The sequence below is a fragment of the Thalassospira sp. GB04J01 genome, assembly GCF_000751115.1.
Lineage (GTDB): Bacteria > Pseudomonadota > Alphaproteobacteria > Rhodospirillales > Thalassospiraceae > Thalassospira > Thalassospira lucentensis.
In genome coordinates this window covers 38,896-59,843 of record NZ_CCDX020000006.1, presented here as the reverse complement: position 1 = coordinate 59,843, position 20,948 = coordinate 38,896, and the positions used below count along the sequence as shown (strand labels likewise).

19 protein-coding genes and 1 other RNA gene are annotated in these 20,948 nt (G+C 51.9%); 8 read left to right on the top strand and 12 right to left on the bottom strand.

Translation table 11 applies throughout. The features are described 5' to 3' along the window. Window positions 1-93: 93 nt before the first annotated feature. The 3 genes from AMM48_RS04060 to ssrA all read right to left on the bottom strand — a co-directional run bounded on the left by AMM48_RS04060 (window position 94) and on the right by ssrA (window position 2,981). Entirely contained in the window at window positions 94-1,710 is a 1,617-nt protein-coding gene (locus tag AMM48_RS04060; protein ID WP_101304175.1) for a fumarate hydratase, read from the bottom strand. Between the two features lie 201 nt (window positions 1,711-1,911). Further along, the gene (locus AMM48_RS04055; RefSeq protein WP_101304173.1) at window positions 1,912-2,451 is read right to left on the bottom strand and encodes a ClpXP protease specificity-enhancing factor SspB; all 540 of its coding nucleotides are present in this window, start codon (window positions 2,449-2,451) and stop codon (window positions 1,912-1,914) included. Window positions 2,452-2,605: 154 nt separating this feature from the next. Beyond that, window positions 2,606-2,981: a transfer-messenger RNA gene (ssrA, locus tag AMM48_RS04050) on the bottom strand. Window positions 2,982-3,110: 129 nt separating this feature from the next. On the opposite strand from ssrA, the gene AMM48_RS04045 reads away from it, so the two are divergent. The 4 genes from AMM48_RS04045 (at window position 3,111) to AMM48_RS04030 (ending at window position 5,946) form a co-directional block, all read left to right on the top strand. Then, window positions 3,111-3,905: a thymidylate synthase gene (locus AMM48_RS04045; protein ID WP_102783026.1), complete on the top strand. Its 795-nt coding sequence runs from the start codon at window positions 3,111-3,113 to the stop codon at window positions 3,903-3,905. Further along, a complete protein-coding gene (locus AMM48_RS04040) occupies window positions 3,905-4,429 on the top strand; it encodes a dihydrofolate reductase (protein ID WP_102783025.1) in 525 nt (174 codons plus the stop codon). Before AMM48_RS04045 ends, AMM48_RS04040 begins: the two co-directional genes overlap by 1 nt. 216 nt (window positions 4,430-4,645) lie before the next feature. After that, window positions 4,646-5,227 carry a TetR/AcrR family transcriptional regulator gene (locus AMM48_RS04035; RefSeq protein ID WP_102783024.1) on the top strand — a complete coding sequence of 194 codons (582 nt, stop codon included), beginning with the start codon at window positions 4,646-4,648 and terminating at the stop codon, window positions 5,225-5,227. 161 nt (window positions 5,228-5,388) lie between these two features. Continuing rightward, a complete protein-coding gene (locus AMM48_RS04030; RefSeq protein ID WP_102783023.1) occupies window positions 5,389-5,946 on the top strand; it encodes a peroxiredoxin-like family protein in 558 nt (185 codons plus the stop codon). Window positions 5,947-6,038: 92 nt separating this feature from the next. Here AMM48_RS04030 and AMM48_RS04025 read toward each other — a convergent pair whose 3' ends face one another. From AMM48_RS04025 to cyoA, 6 genes are all read right to left on the bottom strand, one after another. Next, entirely contained in the window at window positions 6,039-6,677 is a 639-nt protein-coding gene (locus AMM48_RS04025; protein ID WP_102783022.1) for a glutathione S-transferase family protein, read from the bottom strand. Between the two features lie 159 nt (window positions 6,678-6,836). Beyond that, window positions 6,837-7,637 (bottom strand): SURF1 family protein, encoded by an 801-nt coding sequence (locus AMM48_RS04020; RefSeq protein WP_244271108.1) that lies wholly within the window; start codon window positions 7,635-7,637, stop codon window positions 6,837-6,839. 103 nt (window positions 7,638-7,740) lie between these two features. Then, entirely contained in the window at window positions 7,741-8,124 is a 384-nt protein-coding gene (cyoD, locus tag AMM48_RS04015; RefSeq protein WP_102783021.1) for a cytochrome o ubiquinol oxidase subunit IV, read from the bottom strand. After that, window positions 8,121-8,741 carry a cytochrome o ubiquinol oxidase subunit III gene (gene cyoC / locus AMM48_RS04010; RefSeq protein WP_022733300.1) on the bottom strand — a complete coding sequence of 207 codons (621 nt, stop codon included), beginning with the start codon at window positions 8,739-8,741 and terminating at the stop codon, window positions 8,121-8,123. The genes cyoD and cyoC overlap by 4 nt, the downstream gene beginning before the upstream one ends. A gap of 10 nt (window positions 8,742-8,751) precedes the next feature. Then, a complete protein-coding gene (gene cyoB / locus AMM48_RS04005) occupies window positions 8,752-10,740 on the bottom strand; it encodes a cytochrome o ubiquinol oxidase subunit I (RefSeq protein ID WP_338063620.1) in 1,989 nt (662 codons plus the stop codon). Window positions 10,741-10,852: 112 nt separating this feature from the next. After that, entirely contained in the window at window positions 10,853-11,986 is a 1,134-nt protein-coding gene (gene cyoA / locus AMM48_RS04000; protein WP_081649548.1) for a ubiquinol oxidase subunit II, read from the bottom strand. 449 nt (window positions 11,987-12,435) lie between these two features. On the opposite strand from cyoA, the gene AMM48_RS03995 reads away from it, so the two are divergent. Then, window positions 12,436-13,776 carry an MFS transporter gene (locus tag AMM48_RS03995; protein WP_101304160.1) on the top strand — a complete coding sequence of 447 codons (1,341 nt, stop codon included), beginning with the start codon at window positions 12,436-12,438 and terminating at the stop codon, window positions 13,774-13,776. Between the two features lie 67 nt (window positions 13,777-13,843). On the opposite strand, the gene AMM48_RS03990 is transcribed toward AMM48_RS03995, so the two are convergent. Next, on the bottom strand, window positions 13,844-14,764 hold the full coding sequence (locus AMM48_RS03990; RefSeq protein WP_102783020.1) for a LysR family transcriptional regulator: 921 nt from the start codon (window positions 14,762-14,764) through the stop codon (window positions 13,844-13,846). Between the two features lie 112 nt (window positions 14,765-14,876). Between AMM48_RS03990 and AMM48_RS03985 the strand changes: the two genes are divergently transcribed. Continuing rightward, window positions 14,877-16,091: an MFS transporter gene (locus tag AMM48_RS03985; protein WP_102783019.1), complete on the top strand. Its 1,215-nt coding sequence runs from the start codon at window positions 14,877-14,879 to the stop codon at window positions 16,089-16,091. An 82-nt stretch (window positions 16,092-16,173) separates the two neighbouring features. Here the strand turns inward: AMM48_RS03985 and AMM48_RS03980 are convergent, their stop codons facing one another. Then, window positions 16,174-16,866 (bottom strand): glutathione S-transferase family protein, encoded by a 693-nt coding sequence (locus tag AMM48_RS03980; protein WP_102783018.1) that lies wholly within the window; start codon window positions 16,864-16,866, stop codon window positions 16,174-16,176. Between the two features lie 154 nt (window positions 16,867-17,020). Between AMM48_RS03980 and AMM48_RS03975 the strand changes: the two genes are divergently transcribed. Continuing rightward, the gene (locus AMM48_RS03975) at window positions 17,021-17,713 is read left to right on the top strand and encodes a glutathione binding-like protein (RefSeq protein ID WP_101304156.1); all 693 of its coding nucleotides are present in this window, start codon (window positions 17,021-17,023) and stop codon (window positions 17,711-17,713) included. Between the two features lie 139 nt (window positions 17,714-17,852). Further along, on the top strand, window positions 17,853-19,073 hold the full coding sequence (zigA, locus tag AMM48_RS03970; protein WP_102783017.1) for a zinc metallochaperone GTPase ZigA: 1,221 nt from the start codon (window positions 17,853-17,855) through the stop codon (window positions 19,071-19,073). Between the two features lie 59 nt (window positions 19,074-19,132). On the opposite strand, the gene AMM48_RS03965 is transcribed toward zigA, so the two are convergent. Continuing rightward, window positions 19,133-20,824: a cache domain-containing protein gene (locus tag AMM48_RS03965; protein ID WP_102783016.1), complete on the bottom strand. Its 1,692-nt coding sequence runs from the start codon at window positions 20,822-20,824 to the stop codon at window positions 19,133-19,135. Window positions 20,825-20,948 lie beyond the last annotated feature (124 nt).

The following is a 20,948-nucleotide window of genomic DNA, read 5'->3' as shown; positions in this document are numbered from 1 at the left end:
TCCCTTTGACCACGGGTCAGCTATGCACACAAAAAAAGCGGCACAAGGTTTCCCCTGCACCGCCTTTTGAATTTGGCAAGAATCCTGAAAAAATCAGATGCCAAATTCGGCAAAGAAGTCATTGCCTTTATCATCAATCACGATGAAGGCCGGGAAATCTTCGACTTCGATTTTCCACACGGCTTCCATACCCAGTTCAGGATATTCGTGAACCTCGACCTTTTTAATGCAGTCCTGTGCCAACCGGGCCGCCGGACCACCGATGGAGCCAAGGTAGAACCCGCCATATTTGTTGCAGGCATCTTTGACCTGCTTGGAACGGTTGCCCTTTGCCAGCATAACGAACGAACCACCCGCAGCCTGGAACTGTTCGACATAGGCATCCATGCGCCCCGCCGTGGTCGGACCGAACGATCCGGATGGCATGCCTTCGGGCGTTTTGGCCGGACCGGCATAATAAACCGGATGGTTTTTGAGGTATTCTGGCATTTCCTCACCGGCATCAAGGCGTTCCTTGATTTTGGCATGGGCAATGTCGCGTGCAACAATCACGGTACCGCTGAGCGACAGACGGGTTTTAACCGAATAGCCCGAAAGCTGTTTACGGATTTCATCCATCGGACGGTTCAGATCAACCTTGACCACTTCGTCTTCAAGATGTTCGTCCGTCACATGCGGAAGATATTTCGCCGGATCATGTTCGAGATCCTCGATAAAGATACCGTCCTTGGTGATTTTACCCAAAATCTGACGGTCGGCAGAGCACGAAACCCCAAGCCCGACCGGGCAGCTTGCACCATGGCGCGGCAGGCGGATGACGCGCACATCATGGCAGAAATACTTCCCACCGAACTGTGCACCAATGCCCATCTCGCGGGTCATCTCAAGAACCTTCTGTTCCCATTCGAGATCGCGATAGGCCTGACCATGGTCGCCGCCCTCGGTCGGAAGGCTATCGTAATAGCGTGCCGACCCCATTTTCACAGTCTTAAGGCAGGCCTCAGCCGACGTTCCGCCAATCACAATCGACAGGTGATACGGCGGACAGGCTGACGTGCCCAAGGTGCGGATTTTCTCGTCCAAGAACTTCCGCAGGCCTTCCGGATTCAAAAGTGCCTTGGTTTGCTGGAACAAGAAAGTCTTGTTGGCAGAACCACCGCCCTTTGCCATGAACATGAATTTATATTCATCGCCCGTGGTCGCATAAAGGTCGATCTGTGCCGGAAGGTTCGAACCAGTATTTTTTTCTTCGAACATATTTAGCGGGGACACCTGCGAGAAACGCAGATTGTGTTTCTGATAGGCCTGCCAGATGCCTTTTGACAGCGCTTCTTCATCGGAACCGTCCGTGATGACCTTGCCACCACGCTTGCCCATGACAATCGCAGTTCCGGTATCCTGACACATCGGCAAAACACCACCCGATGCGATCGAGGCATTTTTCAAAAGATCCATCGCCACAAATTTGTCATTCGGGGTCGCTTCGTCGTCATCAAGGATTTTGCGCAGCTGTGCGAGGTGGCCCGGACGCAAAAGGTGCGAGCAATCAAAAAACGCCTGAAGCGTGAGTTTTTCAATCGCTTCGGGTTCGACTTTCAAATAGGTCTCGCCATTAACATCAACGGTCGAAACACCTTCATCCCCGATCTTGCGGTACGGGGTGGTGTCCTTACCCAGATCGAACATGGGTTTATAGACAAAATCATTCATGGGAAGGTTCTCGTCTCTCTCAAAAACACGGTGGGTCTATTTTTATTTGGCCATTTCATAGCGCCAATCGTGAAAAATTTCCACGATACATTCGCCTAACAGCACAGGATCCCGGTTGCGGGAAATCAAACCGGAGAATATGTCCCGAACGGCGCCAAAGAAAAAAGGAGCAGAAATGAACCTGCCCCTTTTTTAGAATTCTTATTTTTTACGAAACGCATCCAATGCGATGACTTCGCCCGTTTCACTTGCGTCGGGTTTCGGTTTCTTGCGCGATTTGGACGGTTCGGCGACCAATGTTGGTGCGCCACCATCGTCTTCGATCAGGTCGGCATCAAGATCATCGTCTTCGTCGTAATCGAAATCCGCATCGTCCATTTCTTCTTCGACGCTAAAGGTCAGCATGAAGTTGGCGGACGGGTCGACAAAGGCCAGCATCGCATCAAACGGAACAACCAAAGTCGTTGGCATGCCATCAAAGCTCATGCCGACCGAAAAATGATCGTCTTCAGACTTCAGATCCCAAAAACGATGCTGCAAGACAACCGTGATGTTATCAGGATGTGCCTTGCGCTGACCTTCAGGAAGGGCAACGCCGGGATGATTGGTCTGGAAGGTGATGTAATAATGATGCTCGCCGAAAAGGCCTTCTTCGGCCACGCGCGCAAGGATTTCTTTCACCACGCCGCGTAGCGCCTGATCGACCATAAGATCGTAACGAAATTCTTCCGGTTTCTGCATCAGTAATCCTGTATCTGGCGGGCGCACCGCCGAAGTGCGGTCCATCCCGTCATTATAATATAGCATTAGATCACGCTGTATACATATCACAACGTGTTCGATCAGGGTTTGATCCCTAAACTCTATTCATAACGAAGCGGGAAAGAAATACAAGAGTGGGGCGTTCTGTTGCTAGGTGCCCCGTCCCCCACCAAATTACCGCTCCCGGCAACCGGAATTTCGCTTTGGTGCTAGTGCCGCTTACGCAGCAACAGCTACCGGAGCATTGTTGTCGTTTGCATTTACAAACATTAGCCCGATAACGGTGGTACCATGCCGAGCGCCAACAGAGGCTTTTACTACACACGTCGATCCTATTTCGGCCCCAACATCTTCGCCTGAGTCGGACGAAGTCAAAGTTTGAAAGTTGGTGGAGCCGCCGGGTACCGCCCCCGGGTCCGTAATGTCTATTCTGCCAAGTCGTGTAACGCCATAGTCAGGTTGCCCCGACAGCCCCTATATAGGTCATTCACCCCTTGCCACACAAGGGGAATTGGCAATTTTTTTTAAGCAAACAACGCGAAATCGGCCGCCCGATCCACCTGTGTCTGCACGGCTTGCCGAGCTGCCTGTACCTGACTATGCTGCCCCAAACACGATTCCGAAGAACAGGACACAGCATGCAGCAATATCTCGATCTGATGCGGATGGTGCGCGACACTGGCACGCACAAGGAAGACCGTACCGGAACTGGCACGATATCGGTTTTCGGTCATCAAATGCGGTTTGACCTCTCCAAAGGTTTCCCGATGGTCACCACCAAGAAGCTGCATCTCAAATCCATTGTTCACGAATTGCTGTGGTTCCTTGATGGCGACACCAATATCAAATACCTCCAAGACAACGGGGTGCGTATCTGGAACGAATGGGCCGATGAAAATGGCGATCTTGGCCCGGTGTACGGCGGCCAGTGGCGGTCCTGGCAGGGTGCAAACGGCCAAACCATTGACCAAATCACCGGCCTGATTGACCAGATCAAAAACAATCCCGATTCCCGACGCCTGATTGTCTCGGCATGGAATGTTGCCGATGTGCCAAACATGGCGCTGCCGCCGTGCCATTGCCTGTTCCAGTTCTATGTCGCAGACGGCAAGCTTTCATGCCAGCTCTATCAGCGCAGTGCAGATATCTTCCTCGGCGTGCCGTTCAACATCGCGTCCTATGCACTTTTGACCATGATGATTGCGCAAGTATGCGATCTTGGGCTTGGCGATTTTGTCCATACGCTTGGGGACGCGCATCTTTACACCAACCATCTTGAACAGGTTGAATTGCAGCTGTCGCGCGAAACGCGCCCGCTTCCGACCATGAAGATCAATCCCGATGTTAAATCGATCTTTGATTTCAAGTTTGATGATTTTGAACTGTTCGGTTATGACCCGCACCCGCATATTGCCGGCAAGGTTGCGGTGTGATGACGGATCAAAAGATCGAACGCGTTGCCGTGGTGGCCGCGGCCGCCAATGGTGCGATTGGCAAGGATGGCTGGATGCCGTGGGAATTGCCCGAAGACCTGAAACGGTTTAAGGCGCTGACCCTTGGCAAGCCGATGATCATGGGACGCGTGACATTTGAAGCCATTGGGCGTCCCCTTCCCAAACGCGTCACCATCGTTGTTACGCGTGACACCGACTGGTCATTTGATCATGAAAACGTGCGCGTTTGTCACGATGTCGAGAGTGCCATCAAGCTGGGCGACGAAATCGCCAAGGCCGATGGTGTAAACGAAGTTATCATTGCCGGGGGTGCGCAGATTTATCATCTCGCCCTGCCCTATACGACACGTTTTGAGCTGACCGAGGTCCATGCCGATATTGACGGCGACACCTTCCTTGATCCGCTGCCTGCCGATCAATGGCAAGAATCGAGCCGACATAAAATCAATAATCCGGATGGCCCGGACTACAGCTTTGTCACCCTTGATCGCACGACAAATTGATGACGGCACGCCATCTCCCTGTGATATGGAATTGTTCAATTATCACATATAGCTAACTTGATGAGCTGCCTGTTTTCTTTTGTTGGCTCTGAGCTTAACCTACGCTCACAAAGTTGATACCATCAGCGCAGAGTTGATTTTCAGCACCACAAGTTACATCTTTCTCAGTATTACAGAACACTCGTTCCAGAGACAGCTCGCAACCAAGGAACTGCCATGCCTCGCCCACGCGCGTTTGACGAAGAAAGCGTTCTTGATAACGCCATGAACATTTTCTGGAGCAAGGGATTTGAATCAACCTCGGTTCAGGACCTTGTCGAAGAGACTGGTCTTAACCGTGCGAGCATGTATTCAAGCTTTGGCGACAAGAAGGCGCTTTTCCTGCGTGTGCTTGATCATTACAGCCTGAAAATCAGTTCCAAGCGATTTGCCAAGCTGCGTGAAACAGCGGATGGTCGGGTGGCAATTGTCACCACCTTCAAAGACGCCACCAGACACAGTTGTGAAGATGGCCATCTTAAAGGCTGTCTGATGGTTAATTCGGGCATGGAATTGGCCCCGCATGATCCCGAAACGGCGGCAATCGCCCAGCAGGCTTTTCGCCGGGTCGAAGACATGTTCGCCAATGCACTGAAGCGCGGCATAAATACCGGCACCATTTCAGCCGATAAAAACGTCCGCGCACTGGCACGCTTTTTTGCAGGCTCGATACAAGGCGTGCATTTGATGGCCCGCCGGGGTGCCGACCGTGAAACAATCGAAGATTACACCGATACCATTCTGGCCGCACTCGACTGATCTGCTGTGCCCAAGTTGCGAACGCCAGAATAACAAAACCCAGTGATTTCGCATCAGACTGATCACGGTTGAGTGATGGCAAGAAATTCTGGTTGCCGTTTTTAAACGATCATTCCAGAATGATCCCCATCAATCAAACGTATCCGTTATGAGGACCGAAAATGTCTGTAATCACACCGCTTGTCCCACGCCAAAAAGTCCCGTCCCTTTCCGTACCACTGGTTGGTGGTGGTACTTGGTCGCTTGCGGATCAGAGCCCCGAAAATTTCACCATGGTCGTCTTCTACCGTGGTCTGCATTGCCCGATCTGCGGCAAATATCTTAAAGACCTTGATAACAGGCTCGAAGATTTTGCCAAACGGGGCGTGAATGTTGTGGTGTTGTCATCTGACAGCGAAGACCGCGCAATCACAGCCAAAGAAAAATGGGGTCTTGAGAATATTGATCTTGGCTATGGACTTGCGCTTGAGAAAGCCCGGGAATGGGGTCTTTATATCTCGACCTCAAACGGTGTGACGTCTTCGGGTTTTGAAGAACCCGCACTGTTTTCCGAGCCGGGCCTTTTCCTTGTCCGTCCGGATGGCACGCTTTATTTCGGCACGGTCCAGACCATGCCATTCGCCCGTCCGGCCTTTGCCGAAATTCTTGGCGCACTTGATTTCGTCATTGCTAAAAACTATCCGGCACGCGGCGAAGTTATTGATCATACTAATCCCTGATCGCGCACCAAAACGGTCTTAAAAACACAAAGGGCCGGTTCCATGTCGCAGGAACCGGCCCTTTTATTCATCATACAATTACGTTAACATGATTATCCCGCCATCGCCGCCGCAAAATATGGCGCGTCCAGTTCCTGCGCGCGCTGGTATGCCGGGCGGGCATCAATCCGGACGATATAGGCCTCAAAGACAGGATCCTTTGGCAGAATACCAAACATGCACCCAAACCGGATCGTTGCGCCTAACACAACATCAACTGTCGTGAATTTCTGACCAAGCACCCACGGATCGGCTTTGCCCACAACATCAAGCAGGATCGGCATCAGCGTTTCCCAGTTCCGATAGGAATTCTGACTGCAATCTTCTGCTTCATACTGACGCACCCGGTCGATAAAGGCCGGTTCAATGGTGGCGGGTGAAAAGAACAACCAACGCAGATATTCCCCGCGGATCGGGTCATCAGCCGCCGGGGCCAATCCGGCCTCTGGGTATGCATCCGCCAGATAACAGCAAATTGCTGCCGCCTCGGTCACGACCGTATCGCCATGCACGATGGTTGGCACTTTGCCCAGCGGGTTAATCGCAAGGTATTCTGACGTCTGCCCTTCGCCCTTGCGGAAGTCGAGCATTTTGACATCAAACTCAATGCCAAGCTCGTGTAACATCCAGTGCACCGTGCTGCTGCGTGACGGGATAGCATGATAAAATGTCAGCTTGCGGTCTGATATCATTCTTGAGGCTCCTGCTCATATTGTCGGGTTCAAACGTGGCTTGCTGGCCGCATAGTGCAGCCCGTTTAAACGCAATGTAAACAGCGTGATAAGCAGGCTCCTGACAGCAGTATGTCAGGACGCCATCAGGAACGCATAAGATTGCGCATCAACAAATAATCAGTTCTTTCGGGCGTCCAAATCCACGTCATCACCATCGCCTTTACGGTGGCGTAACACCAGCCATGCCCCAACCAATGTTAGGGCAGCCATGCCAAACCATGTCAGGGCATACATCAGATGATTGTTCGGGAAACTGATTTTGGTTAAGCCCCCTACCGGCAGTTTTCCCGGATTATTCTTGCCATCGGCGTCGATGAAATAAGGTGCCACACGGTCCGGATCAAGGCCGCGCTTGACCGCCATTGCCCGCACATCGCGCGAATACCACCGATCTTCCTGCGGTACATTATCACGGATAAAGGTACCGCCCGGCTCGTCCAGACGCAAAAGACCGGTGACGCGGGTTTGACCTTCAATCATGCCTTCAGGTCGCGTGGCGCGATCACGGTGGTCCGTGGGGACAAAGCCACGGTTGATCATAATGATTGTCCCGTCCACACGCGCCATCGGCGTGACCACCCAATATCCAGCCCCATAATCGGTTGCGGCATAGACATGACTTTCAAGGTCATTGCGATAGGTTCCAAGCAACATGACCTTGCGATATTCATCGCGATCACGCGTGACATTTTCCCAGTCGGCGTGATCGGGGGCGGTCACCGGATCACCCTGCACACGGGCATCAACCCGCTCAATCAGATCAAACTTCCACGCCCGGCGTTCAACTTGCCAGTAGCCAAGGCCAAAGAAACCTGAAAACAGGATCACCGCAAGCAACGCCACCACAGCACGTGTGACCATCGACGGACCCTTTTTGGATCGGTCATGCCGGTTTTCAGAAACGTGGCTTTGCGTCATGGCGCTGTCTTTCAAAACGGTGGTGTAAACTGGCATCCGGTGCGAACAAAAAAGGGCGCGATACCGGTAAAGTATCGCGCCCCCAGATGATATCAAGCGTCGGCTAGCCGAAACTTCTGATCATTTCATGATCCATCTGCGGCATCATGTTGGTGTTAAGGTGATACATCACCCACATGGAACCGGCGATGGCAATCGCAACGATCACAAGGGTAAAGATCAGCGCCAACATGTTCCAGCCACCTTCGGATTTGGTGTTCATGTGCAGGAAATAGACCATGTGAACAATGATCTGAACCACACCAAGACCCATGATCCAAAGTGCGGTTGCGATCTTGCTGTCAAGAACACCATCCATCACCAGCCAGAACGGAATGGCCGTCAGAATAACCGACAGGATAAACCCGATCATATAGCTGTTGAAGGTACCGTGGCCGGCACCGCCATCGCCGTGATGGTCATCATGTGCGTGTGAATGTGCACTCATCCCAGAACTCCCAGCAGATAAACAACGGAGAAAACACCGATCCAGATGACGTCAAGGAAGTGCCAGAACATCGACAGGCACATCAGACGACGTTTATTGGCCGGGATCAGACCATGTTTGGCTACCTGAATCATCAGGGTCACCAGCCAGATGATCCCGAACGTCACGTGAAGACCGTGGGTCGCAACCAGCGTATAGAATGCCGACAGGAACCCGCTTCGCATCGGCGTCGCACCAAGGCTCCAAAGTTCATGGAACTCATATAGCTCCAGCCCGACAAACGCGGCACCGAACAAACCGGTAATCGCCAGCCAAAGCTGTGTGCCCGCAATACTGCCTTTTTCCATTTGCAGCATGGCGAAGCCATAGGTAATCGACGAAAACAGCAGCATCGATGTATTGATCGCCACCAATTCCAGATCGAACAAATCAGTCGGTGCCGGACCTGCGGCATAATTCTGGCCAATAACGGCATAGGTTGCAAACAGAATCCCAAAGATGAGGCTATCGCTCATCAGATAGATCCAGAAGCCAAGCATCGTCCCGGTTTCCGGGTGATGCTCTTCCTTCAGATAGAAGACCGGCATTTCGGTCTGTGCGGCAGTGTTATTCGCCATTGTCATTCCCTTACGCCTGCTGTTTTGCCAGAAGGGCAGTACGTTCGTCTTCGGTTTCCACGACTTCAGATGCCGGGATGTGATAATCGCGGTCATAGTTGAAGGTGTGGGCAATTGCACCGACAACCAGGGCAATGAAGCTTGCAATCACCAGCCACCAGATATGCCAGACCAGCGCGAAACCAAGAACAAGCGACAGAGCGGCAAGGATAAAGCCAGCGCCGGTATTTTTCGGCATATGGATATCCAGGAAGCCTTCCGTCGGACGGACATAACCACGTTTCTTCATGTCGGCCCATGCATCAAGATCATGGACAACCGGGGTAAAGGCAAAGTTGTAGGCTGGGGGCGGCGACGAAGTCGACCATTCCAGCGTACGACCATCCCCCCATGGGTCACCGGTTTCATCACGAAGCTTGTCACGTTTGATCACCGCAACAACGATCGACAGAATGAACGAACCGATCCCCCCGGCAATCAGAAGCGCACCAAAGGCGGCAATCACGAACCAGATCTGAAGCGACGGATCGTCAAATTGGCTCATGCGGCGGGTAATCCCCATCAGACCAAGAACATAAAGCGGCATGAAGGCGAAATAGAACCCGACAAGCCAGAGCCAGAAGGACATTTTGCCCCAGAACGGATCAAGCTTGAAGCCAAATGCCTTGGGGAACCAGTAAACGATACCGGCAAACATCCCGAACACCACACCACCGATAATCACGTTATGGAAGTGCGCAATCAGGAACAGGCTGTTATGCAACACAAAGTCAGCCGGCGGAACCGCAAGCATAACACCCGTCATGCCCCCGATCACAAAGGTCAGCATAAAGCCGATGGTCCACAGCATCGGAACATCAAAACTGATGCGGCCCTTATACATCGTGAACATCCAGTTGAAGATCTTCGCACCGGTCGGGATCGAGATGATCATGGTCGCGATACCAAAGAAGGCGTTCACGCTGGCACCCGAGCCCATGGTGAAGAAGTGATGCAACCAGACGATATAGGACAGGATGGTGATAACCACGGTGGCATACACCATCGAGCTATACCCAAACAGACGCTTGCGCGAGAATGTCGACACAACTTCGGAAAACACACCAAACGCCGGCAGGATCAGGATGTAAACTTCCGGGTGCCCCCAAATCCAGATCAGGTTGATATACATCATGGCGTTACCGCCAAGATCGTTGGTGAAGAAGTTGGTGTCTGCATAACGGTCAAGCCCAAGCAGAACCAGAACAGCGGTCAGAACCGGGAACGCAGCCACGATCAGAACGTTGGTGCAAAGTGCCGTCCAGGTAAAGACCGGCATTTTCATCATGGACATGCCCGGTGCGCGCATTTTGACGATGGTCACAACCAGATTGACCCCCGAAAGCAACGTCCCGACACCGGCAATCTGAAGGGCCCAGATGTAATAATCGACCCCGACCCCCGGACTGTAAACAATGTCAGACAGCGGCGGATATGCCAGCCAGCCGGTTTTCGCGAACTCACCGACAAACAGCGACACCATGATCAGCACGGCACCGCTGGTGGTCATCCAGAAGCTGAAATTATTCAGGAACGGGAACGCAACGTCACGCGCGCCGATTTGTAGCGGCACGACAAAGTTCATAAGCCCCGTCACCAGCGGCATGGCCACGAAGAAGATCATGATTACGCCGTGGGCGGTGAATATCTGATCGTAATGATCAGGGGGAAGGAAACCTTCCGAGCCGCCAAAAGCCATCGCTTGCTGGGCACGCATCATAAGCGCATCGGAGAAACCACGCAAAAGCATGACAAGCGCCAATATGATGTACATAATGCCGATTTTTTTATGGTCAATCGACGTGATCCACTCGTTCCAGAGATATCCCCAGAGGCGGAAATAAGTAATACCGCCCAGAACGGCGATACCACCCAGAACCACGGCCGCGAACGTCACCACAAGGATCGGTTCATGGAACGGGAGTGAATCAAGCGACAGCCGGCCAAATATAAAATGCAAAAGGTCCGGATTGGAGAACATCGAATTACTCTTCTTTCAAATGCAGCAATACACCGGCTGTCCGGTGCTAAAACCGCGAAGGGCCGGTTGGGATCCCCCAACCGGCACTGCTTCAGAACCCTGTCGAAACGCCTGACGGCGCAAAGCTCATGGCACGATCAGATGCCTGCACGCGATCAAACAGCGGCAAAGCATTCAAATCACCGGCAAAACCGCCTTCCGGGGTCGTGCACAAGGTCGCCACATAGGATTTGCTCTCGGGCAATGGCTGGCTTCCGCGCATGCGCGGCACGTCATAGGTCAAGGACATGACGTTATAAATACCGGCCAGACCACCACCACCGTTCTCGTCAATGGCCATCATCTCGTTCATGCACATTTTCGACTGATCGACGCACATGTTGAGGATCGCACCATAAAGTTCCGGATCAACCGAACTGAAATAGTGGATCGGCTCATCGATACTCGGCTTTTCAAGCTCAAGATACTCGGAACGACCAAGGAAGTTCTCGTCGGATTTCACTTTCGAAACCCAATCTTCAAACCCTTCTTCGCTCAGACCGTGGAATTTAAAGCGCATGTGGGAGAAACCCTCACCGCTGTAATTCCCAGAGAAGCCGTCATAAACGCCTTCTTCGTTGATCACGGCATGAAGTTTGGTTTCCATGCCGGCCATCGAATAAATCTGACCTGCGAGTGCAGGAATGAAGAAGGAGTTCATGATCCCCGAAGAGGTAATCTTGAACTGGATCGGTGTGTCGATTGGCGCCGCGAGCTCGTTAATGGTCGCAATGCCCTGTTCCGGATAGAAGAACAGCCATTTCCAATCAAGGGAAACAACTTCAACCACCATTGGTTTGTGGTCTTTGGCAAGCGGCCGTTCGGCATCAATACGGTCCAGCGGACGATACGGGTCAAGCGTATGCGTCGTAACCCAGGTAATTGCACCAAGGGCGATAATGATCACCAGCGGGGCCGACCAGATGACAACTTCCAGCTTCGTGGAATGGTGCCATTCAGGATCGTATTCCGCGTCCTTGTTGCCCTGACGGTATTTCCAGGCAAAGAAAACCGTCAATGCCATCACCGGAACGATGATCAACAGCATCAGGATCGTGGACACGATAATAAGATCGGACTGCTGGGACGCAATATCACCCGACGGGTCGATCACAACCAGGTTGCAACCGGCCAGAAGCGAAAACATCGAGGTTACAGTGACGCCGCGTACAAGTTTTGAAAGCATGCGCTTCATACTTTGTCAGTTTCTGGAAGATGTTCTCACAGGTAACCATATACCTGCAAGCCGCACAACGACCCATCGAAGATCGCCACACGTCGTACCCTACCGCAACGGCATATAGGAAGTGTCATCCTAAACATCCACGAAAAGGGCACAAAAACAGCAAATTTTTTTCAAAAACCTGCCAAGGTGGAAAGTCGCGGCAATTGCTATAGCTGCATCGCAGCAATGTCAAGGTACGCGCCATGCATAGCAGGGTCTTAATGACAATTATCATCCCAATGTAAACCGTGCGTTGTGCGTTGCAGAACAATAATTGACACTGACGTTTGCAATTCACATGTCTATACTTAGACTCGATCCAAAGTCGTATCGCCTTTCGAGCCGGATTTGTGATCCAATCAAAAGCAGTTAGGGCCCCAAAGGCCCGACCAGTGAATAGGGAGAACGGCGTGAACCAAACAACCGAAAACTACGCGACCGCCACCTCGTCAGGTTTGGAACGCGACGCACGCCAGCAATATGCCGGCGATGCACATGATCCTGGTCAGATTGCGCTTGGCGTAATCATTGGCCGTACATCGGAATTTTTCGACTTCTTTGTTTACTGCATCGCATCGGTGCTGGTGTTCCCGCAATTGCTGTTTCCCGGTGAAACGGCACTGATGGGCACCATGTATTCCTTTGCCATCTTCTCTCTGGCCTTTATTGCCCGCCCGATCGGCTCACTTGCCTTCATGACGGTTGACCGGCATCACGGGCGCGGTGTCAAACTGACGATTGCCATGTTCATGCTTGGCGGGTCAACCGCGGCAATGGCTTTCCTGCCCAGCTTTGATTCCGTGGGCGTCTTTGCCATTTACCTGCTTTGTGCCTTTCGCTTCCTGCAAGGCGTTGCATGGGGCGGCGCATGGGACGGGCTTGCTTCCCTTCTCGCACTCAATGCCCCTGACAACCGCAAAGGTTGGTATGCAATGATCCCGCAGCTGGGCGCACCGCTTGGCTTCATGCTGGCATCCTCGCTGTTTGCCTATCTGATCCTGACCCTGCATCCTGACGACTTCCTGGCCTTTGGCTGGCGCTATGCCTTCTTCGTGGCTTTTGCCATTAACGTGGTTGCGTTGTTTGCCCGCCTGCGTCTGGTGGCAACGTCGGAATTCGGTCACCTTCTTGAACAGAACGAATTGCATGCCGCCCGCGTCATGGACACGCTCAAACATAACGGTCGTACCGTTCTGCTGGGCGCGCTGGTGCCGATGGTAAGCTACGCGCTGTTCCATCTGGTCACTGTCTTTGCGCTTACCTGGGTGTATCTTTATGCCGACGGCAATGCAGGCCAGTTCCTGCTGACCCAAGGTGTGGGTGCGGTACTTTGTGCCTTTGGCATCATTGCATCAGGTTTCATCGCCGATCAGCTCGGTCGCCGTCGCCTGCTAGGTTACAGTGCCGGGATCATCCTGGCTGGTGCGATCCTCACCCCGCTTCTTTACACCTATAACATCATCAATGAAGGCATGATTGTTCTGGGTGGCTTTGCAGTCCTTGGTCTGTGCTTTGGTCAGGCGGCCGGAACTCTGGCATCAAATTTCAAGCGCGAATACCGCTATACCGGTTCGGCCCTGACGTCCGATCTGGCATGGTTGCTCGGTGCGGGTTTTGCCCCACTGATCGCACTTTATCTGTGTGACAAGTTTGGTCTGCCGGGTGTCGGTGCGTATCTGATGTCCGGTGCAGTTGTGACCCTGCTGGTTCTGCAGTTCAACAAACAGTTTGGTGCCAAAACCACCGACTGATTGCGAAAAGTATCTGGAAGACAAAACACCCCCGACCATTGGCTCGGGGGTGTTTTTTTGCACGCTATTACCGATGCCGGGGTCGAACACCAACCAACCCCGGCATAAAGTCACGCACGGCCTCAAAGAACTTTTCCATTCGGATCGGATAATAGCTGGCATAAGGATAGACAAGATAAACTGGAAGTGACGGAGCTTGCCATTCAGGAAAAAGATTAACCAAGCGTCCGTTTTTCAGATCATCATCGGCAATCCAGCTTGAGACAATAGCAGCACCCAAACCATCAAGTGCCGCTCTATGAATGGCAAACAGACTGTCGGAACTCATCCGGGGTGAAACCGGGAACCTGACTGTTGATTTGAAATCCGTACTCTGCAAGGCGATTTCATGCATGTAAAACGTACTAAGCGCCACCCAAGGCAGATCCGCAAGTTGCTCAACCCGGGTCAGCTTTGTGTGGTCCACAAGCTCAGGAGCAGCCACAACAATACGCGGTATTTCGGCAAGCAGGACCGCAACATGGGATGGCCCGGTTACCGGCCCGACATGAATGGCACAATCGATGTTTTCGGTAATAAAATCGGGTGGACGATCATTCAGAATCCAGTCAACGCTGACTTGGTTGTAACGTTTCAAATATGACACCAGGGGACCAACCAGTTGGTCCTGACCAAAGGCGTGCGGCACTTTAACCCGCAATCGCCCAACGGGTTCGGCACCGGCTCCCTTGATCTCTTCTTCGAGTGCGGCCCAGCCTTCCATCAGACGGCGTGCATGCCCATAGCACCGCTCACCATCGTCGGTCAGTTTAAGCGCATGGGTACTTCGCAAAAGAAGCTCAACCCCCAGCAAATTTTCAAGCGATCGCAACCGTCGGCTGACGGTGGGCTGAGTTGTCCCAAGATGGGCTGCGGCTGCGGATAGGCTACCGCTATCGACAATCCGCACAAAGGTCTGCATTAACTCCATACGATCAACAGCAGACATTTATCACCTTTCATACGCATTACGTATGACTGTTGTACCTGACAACCGTCTACCGCGCCAGTTCGTAATGGGTATTTTGTGCATCATACATTTCGTTTCACCGGAGTTTACAATGTCTGTTGCACAGAAAATTATCGCGCAAGCCGACGAGACACCGACACCATCGCGGACAATTGTTTTCGCCCTTGCCTTTGGTGCCGGGTCGGCGGTTGCATCGATTTATTACACACAACCCGTTTTGAACCTTATCAGCTCAGAGCTTAATATCGGCCTTGGCACAACAGGGCTGATCCCAACCCTGACCATGACGGGATATGCGCTTGGCATCCTGTTTCTTTCTCCGCTGGGTGACCGCTACGACAGACGCATGCTGATTGTCCTCAAAAGCATTTTTCTCGCCGCGATGTTGTTTCTTGGCAGCTTATCGAACAGCCTCAACTCATTATTGCTAACGGGTTTGATGATCGGGGTTGCGGCAACTCTGGCGCAGGATATCGTTCCGGCGGCTGCGATCCTTGCCCCTAAAGAACGGCAAGGAAAAACCATCGGCACGGTGATGACGGGTTTACTTGTTGGCATTTTGCTGTCACGGACCATTAGTGGCTTTATTGCTGATCAATTTGGCTGGCGTTTGGTTTTTCAACTTGCCGCTGTTGATATCCTGATTGTCGCACTTGCCTTGTGGAAAATTTTGCCAAAGTTCAAAATCCACGCGCAGATGAGCTATGGCGGACTTTTGCTGTCGCTTGCCCATCTTTGGAAACAGCACGCCGAACTAAGGAGTGCCGCACTTGCACAAGCCTTCCTGGCCGTCGCATTCAGCGCATTCTGGTCAACGCTGTCGATGATCCTTGATCAGCATTACCAGTTGGGCAGTGATGTTGCAGGTGCCTTTGGCCTTCTCGGCGCTGCCGGTGCACTCATGGCACGCTATGCAGGCGTTCTTTCAGACCACCATGGCCCAGCAATGGTCACCAGACTGGGGGCCAGTCTTCTGATCGCATCATTCGTTGCAATGAGCTTTGTTCCGTTCCTGCCCGGCACGACCGCCCAGTTGATCCTTCTGGCTCTTGGGACGATTGGCTTTGACCTTGGCATGCAAGCAGCTTTGGTGTCACACCAAACCATCGTTTATCGAATTGCACCAGAAGCGCGCAGCCGTCTGAATGCCGTGCTATTCACAGTCATGTTCATTGGCATGGCATCAGGGTCGGCACTTGGCACCCAACTGTTTGCCATGGCCGGGTATCAGGCAGTGATTGGATTGGGCATCGTCGCCGGGCTTATAAGTCTGATCATTCGTTTTCGGGCACATAGCAGCCAGTAATATCGTCATACAAAAGCACCCCGGCAATTTCCTGCCGGGGTGCTTTTTTATTTTAAAGTGTTTCTGGCGTGATGAGCCGAAATCAGTTGTAGTTCGAAGGGAACATCGCGCGCTTGGCGTCTTCGTCCATTTCAGTTTTAAAGCTGTGGCCTTTGCCAACGTCGCGCGCGCTAATCGCTGCAGGCAGTGTATTCATCTTTTCGAACCAGCGCTTGATGTTCGGATATTTGTCCATCACATCCGGGTTCTTGTGAACGAACGGTGCCTTATCGATCCAGCCCCAAGCTGAGATATCAACAATCGTCATCTCATCACCAACGATGAAGTCACGGCCTTTCAGGTGGTCTTCTAAAACCTGATAATGGCGCGCAATTTCGTTGCGATAACGGTTCACACCATAATCGCTGCCTTCTGGGGCGACATGTTGAAAATGAACTGCTTGCCCGGAAAACGGACCAATACCGGTGGCAATGAACATCAGCCACGACAGGAACTCGCCGCGATCTTCGGCTTTGCCAAGGAACTTGCCGGATTTTTCGGCGAGATACAGCAGGATAGCGTTCGAGTCAAAAACCCGGACTTCCTTGCCACCCGGACCGTCGGTATCAACAATGGCGGGAACTTTGCCATTTGGGTTGATCGCGCGAAACGCCGGATCATGTTGCTGACCTTTGCGGGTATCGACCGGCAGCACCTCGTATGCAAGGCCGGAAGCCTCGAGCATCATCGAGATTTTTTGGGGGTTCGGCGTCGGGTGAAAATAAAAGCGGATCATCAAAGTCTCCTGACAGGCCAGCTTGTTTACACAAAGCTGTGACCTGATATTGCATTATGGAATGATCGTTTTAAATTGACCGAAAGGTTCGTAATTGGCAAGCTCTGATTATCGAAATTGCCACCACACAAAGAATTGAAGGAGCCACCTTCCCATGATTGATCTTTATTACTGGCCGACCCCAAACGGCCATAAAATCACGCTGTTTCTTGAGGAAGCCGGACTGGACTATAAAATCCACCCGATCAATATCGGTGCGGGTGATCAGTTCAAACCAGAATTCCTCGCCTTCTCGCCCAACAACCGTATGCCCGCCATTATTGACAATGATCCAGCCGATGGCGGTGACGCGATTACGGTCTTTGAATCCGGCGCAATCTTGCAATATCTGGCGGAAAAAACCGGCAAGTTCCTGCCGACGGATGTGCGCGGGCGGAAAACAGTGATGGAATGGCTGTTCTGGCAGATGGGTGGCCTTGGCCCGATGGCGGGTCAAAACCACCATTTTGGCAGCTATGCGCCAGAAAAAATCCCCTATGCGATCACAAGGTATGTCAATGAGACCAACCGCCTTTATGGTGTGTTGAACAAGCGCCTTGAAGGCCGCGATTTTATTGCTGGCGACGATTACACCATTGCCGATATGGCATCTTATCCGTGGATCGTCAGCCACGAAAAACAGCAACAGGACCTCAATGATTTCCCAAACCTGAAACGCTGGTTTGAAAACATCGGGTCGCGCCCAGCGACCATTGCCGCCTATAAAGCAGGCGAAGGATTGAGGTCCGGCGAGATGAGCGAAGCAGACAAAAAAGTCCTGTTTGGTCAAACTTCAAAAACAACTTAATCAACGCGTCCGAAAAACCGTTCTAATGTTAACCCCGCCCCACCGGCGGGGTTTTCTTTTGTACAAAACTGATTGCATCAGAAACACGAACCAAGTATATGTTACGTTATAACATAACATATACTGAGGAGATCGCAGCATGACGCATAACCGCCTTCCGGTCACGGTGCTGTCTGGTTTTTTGGGTGCAGGCAAAACCACATTGCTAAACCATGTTTTAAACAATCGTGACGGGCTTAAGGTCGCGGTGATCGTAAATGACATGAGCGAGGTCAATATTGATGCTGACCTCATCCGCGAGGGTGGTGCGGAACTTTCGACGATGGATGAGAAACTTGTCGAAATGACCAATGGCTGTATCTGTTGCACATTGCGAGATGACTTATTGGCGGAAGTACGCCGTCTTGCCGAAACAGGGCGGTTTGATTACCTGCTGATTGAATCAACAGGCATATCAGAACCTCTTCCTGTTGCTGCCACCTTCGATTTTCGTGATGAAAACGGCAAATCATTGGGCGATATTTCAAAACTGGATACCATGGTCACGGTTGTTGATGGCGCACGCATGATCGCCGACTACAGTTCGACCGATTTTCTCAATGATCGTGGCGAAAGTCAGGGCGAAGAAGATGACCGCAGCATCGTCGACCTTCTGGTCGATCAAATCGAATTTGCCGATGTCATTGTTTTGAACAAAACGGATCTGATTGATCCATCAGAGCGCAAAACTGTTCTTGGCATTATTCGCGCGCTAAATGCAGATGCGCGTATCCTCGAAACAGTCCGTGGCAAGGTTGATCCGAAAGACATCCTAAACACAGGTTTGTTTGATTTCGAACGCGCTCAGGACCATCCCCTGTGGGCCAAGGAACTTTATGGTTTTGCCGATCATGTTCCCGAAACCGAAGAATACGGCATCACAAGCTTCACGTTTCGCACGCCGTTTCCGTTTCACCCCCAACGCTTTCATGACTTTATAAACAGTGAGTGGCCAGGCGTTGTCCGCGCCAAAGGTCATTTCTGGATCGCAACGCGCCCAAACTGGGTTGGTGAAATCAGCCAAGCTGGTGCTGCAGTAAAGAACGAAGCATTGGGCACATGGTGGAGTGCGGTGCCACGTGATCGCTGGCCTGACAACAATGAATGGCGTGACCGGGTTTTATCAAACTGGGACCCGGTCTTTGGCGACCGAAGACAGGAAATTGTCTTTATCGGCCTTTCAAACCACATGAATGAAGCCGCCCTGCGCGCGCAACTTGCCTCCTGCCTGATTGACGAAGACGAAACAGTGATCGGCGGAAAGTTTATCCCCGACCGCTATCAGGACCTGCCCGATCCATTCCCTCACTGGGGCACATAACAAAAGAGCCGCCAGCCGATACAATCAGCTGGCGGCTCTTTGCGTTACATCATTCGTACTTAGGCGCTGCGAACTTCTTTTAGGAACGCCTCAACAGCCTCGTTCAGCTCATTGGCCTGCTGTCCCAAGCCCTTTGCAAGACCCAGCACTTCGCCAGAAAGCTTTTCAGACTCATCAGCGGCACTCGACACGCCGGTAATGTTTTCCGAAACATCCCGAGTACCATGAGATGCCTGTTCAACATTTCGGGCAATTTCCTGAGTAGCAGCACCCTGTTCTTCAACTGCGGCTGAAATCGTTGTGCTTGATCCATCCAACTGGCGAATGGTCTGGGCAATTTCGGCAATCGCATCGACCGCATTGGACGTTGCAACCTGAATACCCTCAACCTGTGTTCGGATATCATCGGTTGCCTTCGCCGTTTGATTGGCAAGGTTTTTGACCTCGTTGGCAACGACGGCAAAGCCTTTGCCTGCGTCGCCTGCACGCGCGGCTTCGATCGTCGCGTTCAAGGCCAGAAGGTTGGTTTGCTCGGCGATGTTGGTAATCAGGGATACCACCTCGCCGATCTGGTTTGCGGCTTCTGCCAGCAACTCGATTTTCTGATGCGTATCCTCGGACGTCCGTACAGCACCATTTGCAATCTCGGCTGAATGGGCGACCTGATTGCTGATTTCGGCAATAGATGCGCTCAGTTCTTCGGCGGCAGCCGACACCGTTTCCACATTGCTCGACATTTCTTGTGATGCGGCCGACACCACCGATGAACGCTGACCAACCTGCTTTGCTGTTTCTGACATCGCACCGGCAGAAGATTGCATATTTGCCGATGCATCAATCACTTTGGCAACAACCTGACCGACACTGGCTTCAAAATTGTCTGCCATTTTACGCAAGGCTTCGCGTTTCTCGATCTCGGACCGGCGTTCCTGTTCTTCACGCTGAACGCGCATTTCTTCCATTTCAATGGTCTTGTCACGGAAGATTTCCATCGACCTTGCCAGATCACCGATTTCACTTTTCTGATCGGTATACAGAACGTCGATCTTATGATCCCCGCCAGACAGACGGATCATATTGTCGGAAATGGCAAACAGCGGGACCGTAATACCGCGACTGATCATCAGCGAAATCCCGACCACTGCAATCAAAACCGCCGCGGCAACACCGGCCATCACCATCAGGCTTTTCATAAAGACCGCGTTGACGTCATCGATATAAATGCCGGTTGCAACAATCCATCCCCAAGGCTTAAACGCCTTTACGAACGAAAGCTTCGGACGGGTGGCATCCCCATTGGGAACCTTGTAGGTATAGTCGACAAAGCCCTGACCATCTTCTTTGGCAACGCGTGCAAACTCACGGTAATGAAATTTGCCCGCGCCATCTTTGGCGTCAATAAGGTTTTTGCCCACAAGATCGGGTTTAATGTCATGAATGAGTACTACTGGCGTATAATCGAATACGAAGAAATAGTTGGTTTCATCGTAGCGCAATGCCGCAACGGCACCCTTGGCCGCATCCTGCGCCTGCTCTTTTGTTAAAGCGCCAGATTTCTCAAGCTCATGAAAGTGATTGATAAGAGAAATTGTCGAATCAACAAGGTTTTGCGTTTTCGCCTTGCGATCTTCGAGCATGTTATAGCGCAATTCGGTTAAACCGAACGCCCCAACCAGCAGAGCAGCAAGAATAGCACCCGCCACGATTATCATCAGGCGCGTGCCGATTTTCATGGAACTTAATCTAAGCATTCTGTCCCCAACCCTAAATAGTTGCTATTATTGAAGTGCATATGTTTGATCGAAAACTGCCTTTACAAGTATCGTAACAAGTTATTTTTACCCTGTTACCTAGAAAAACGTGTTTCCTAACAAC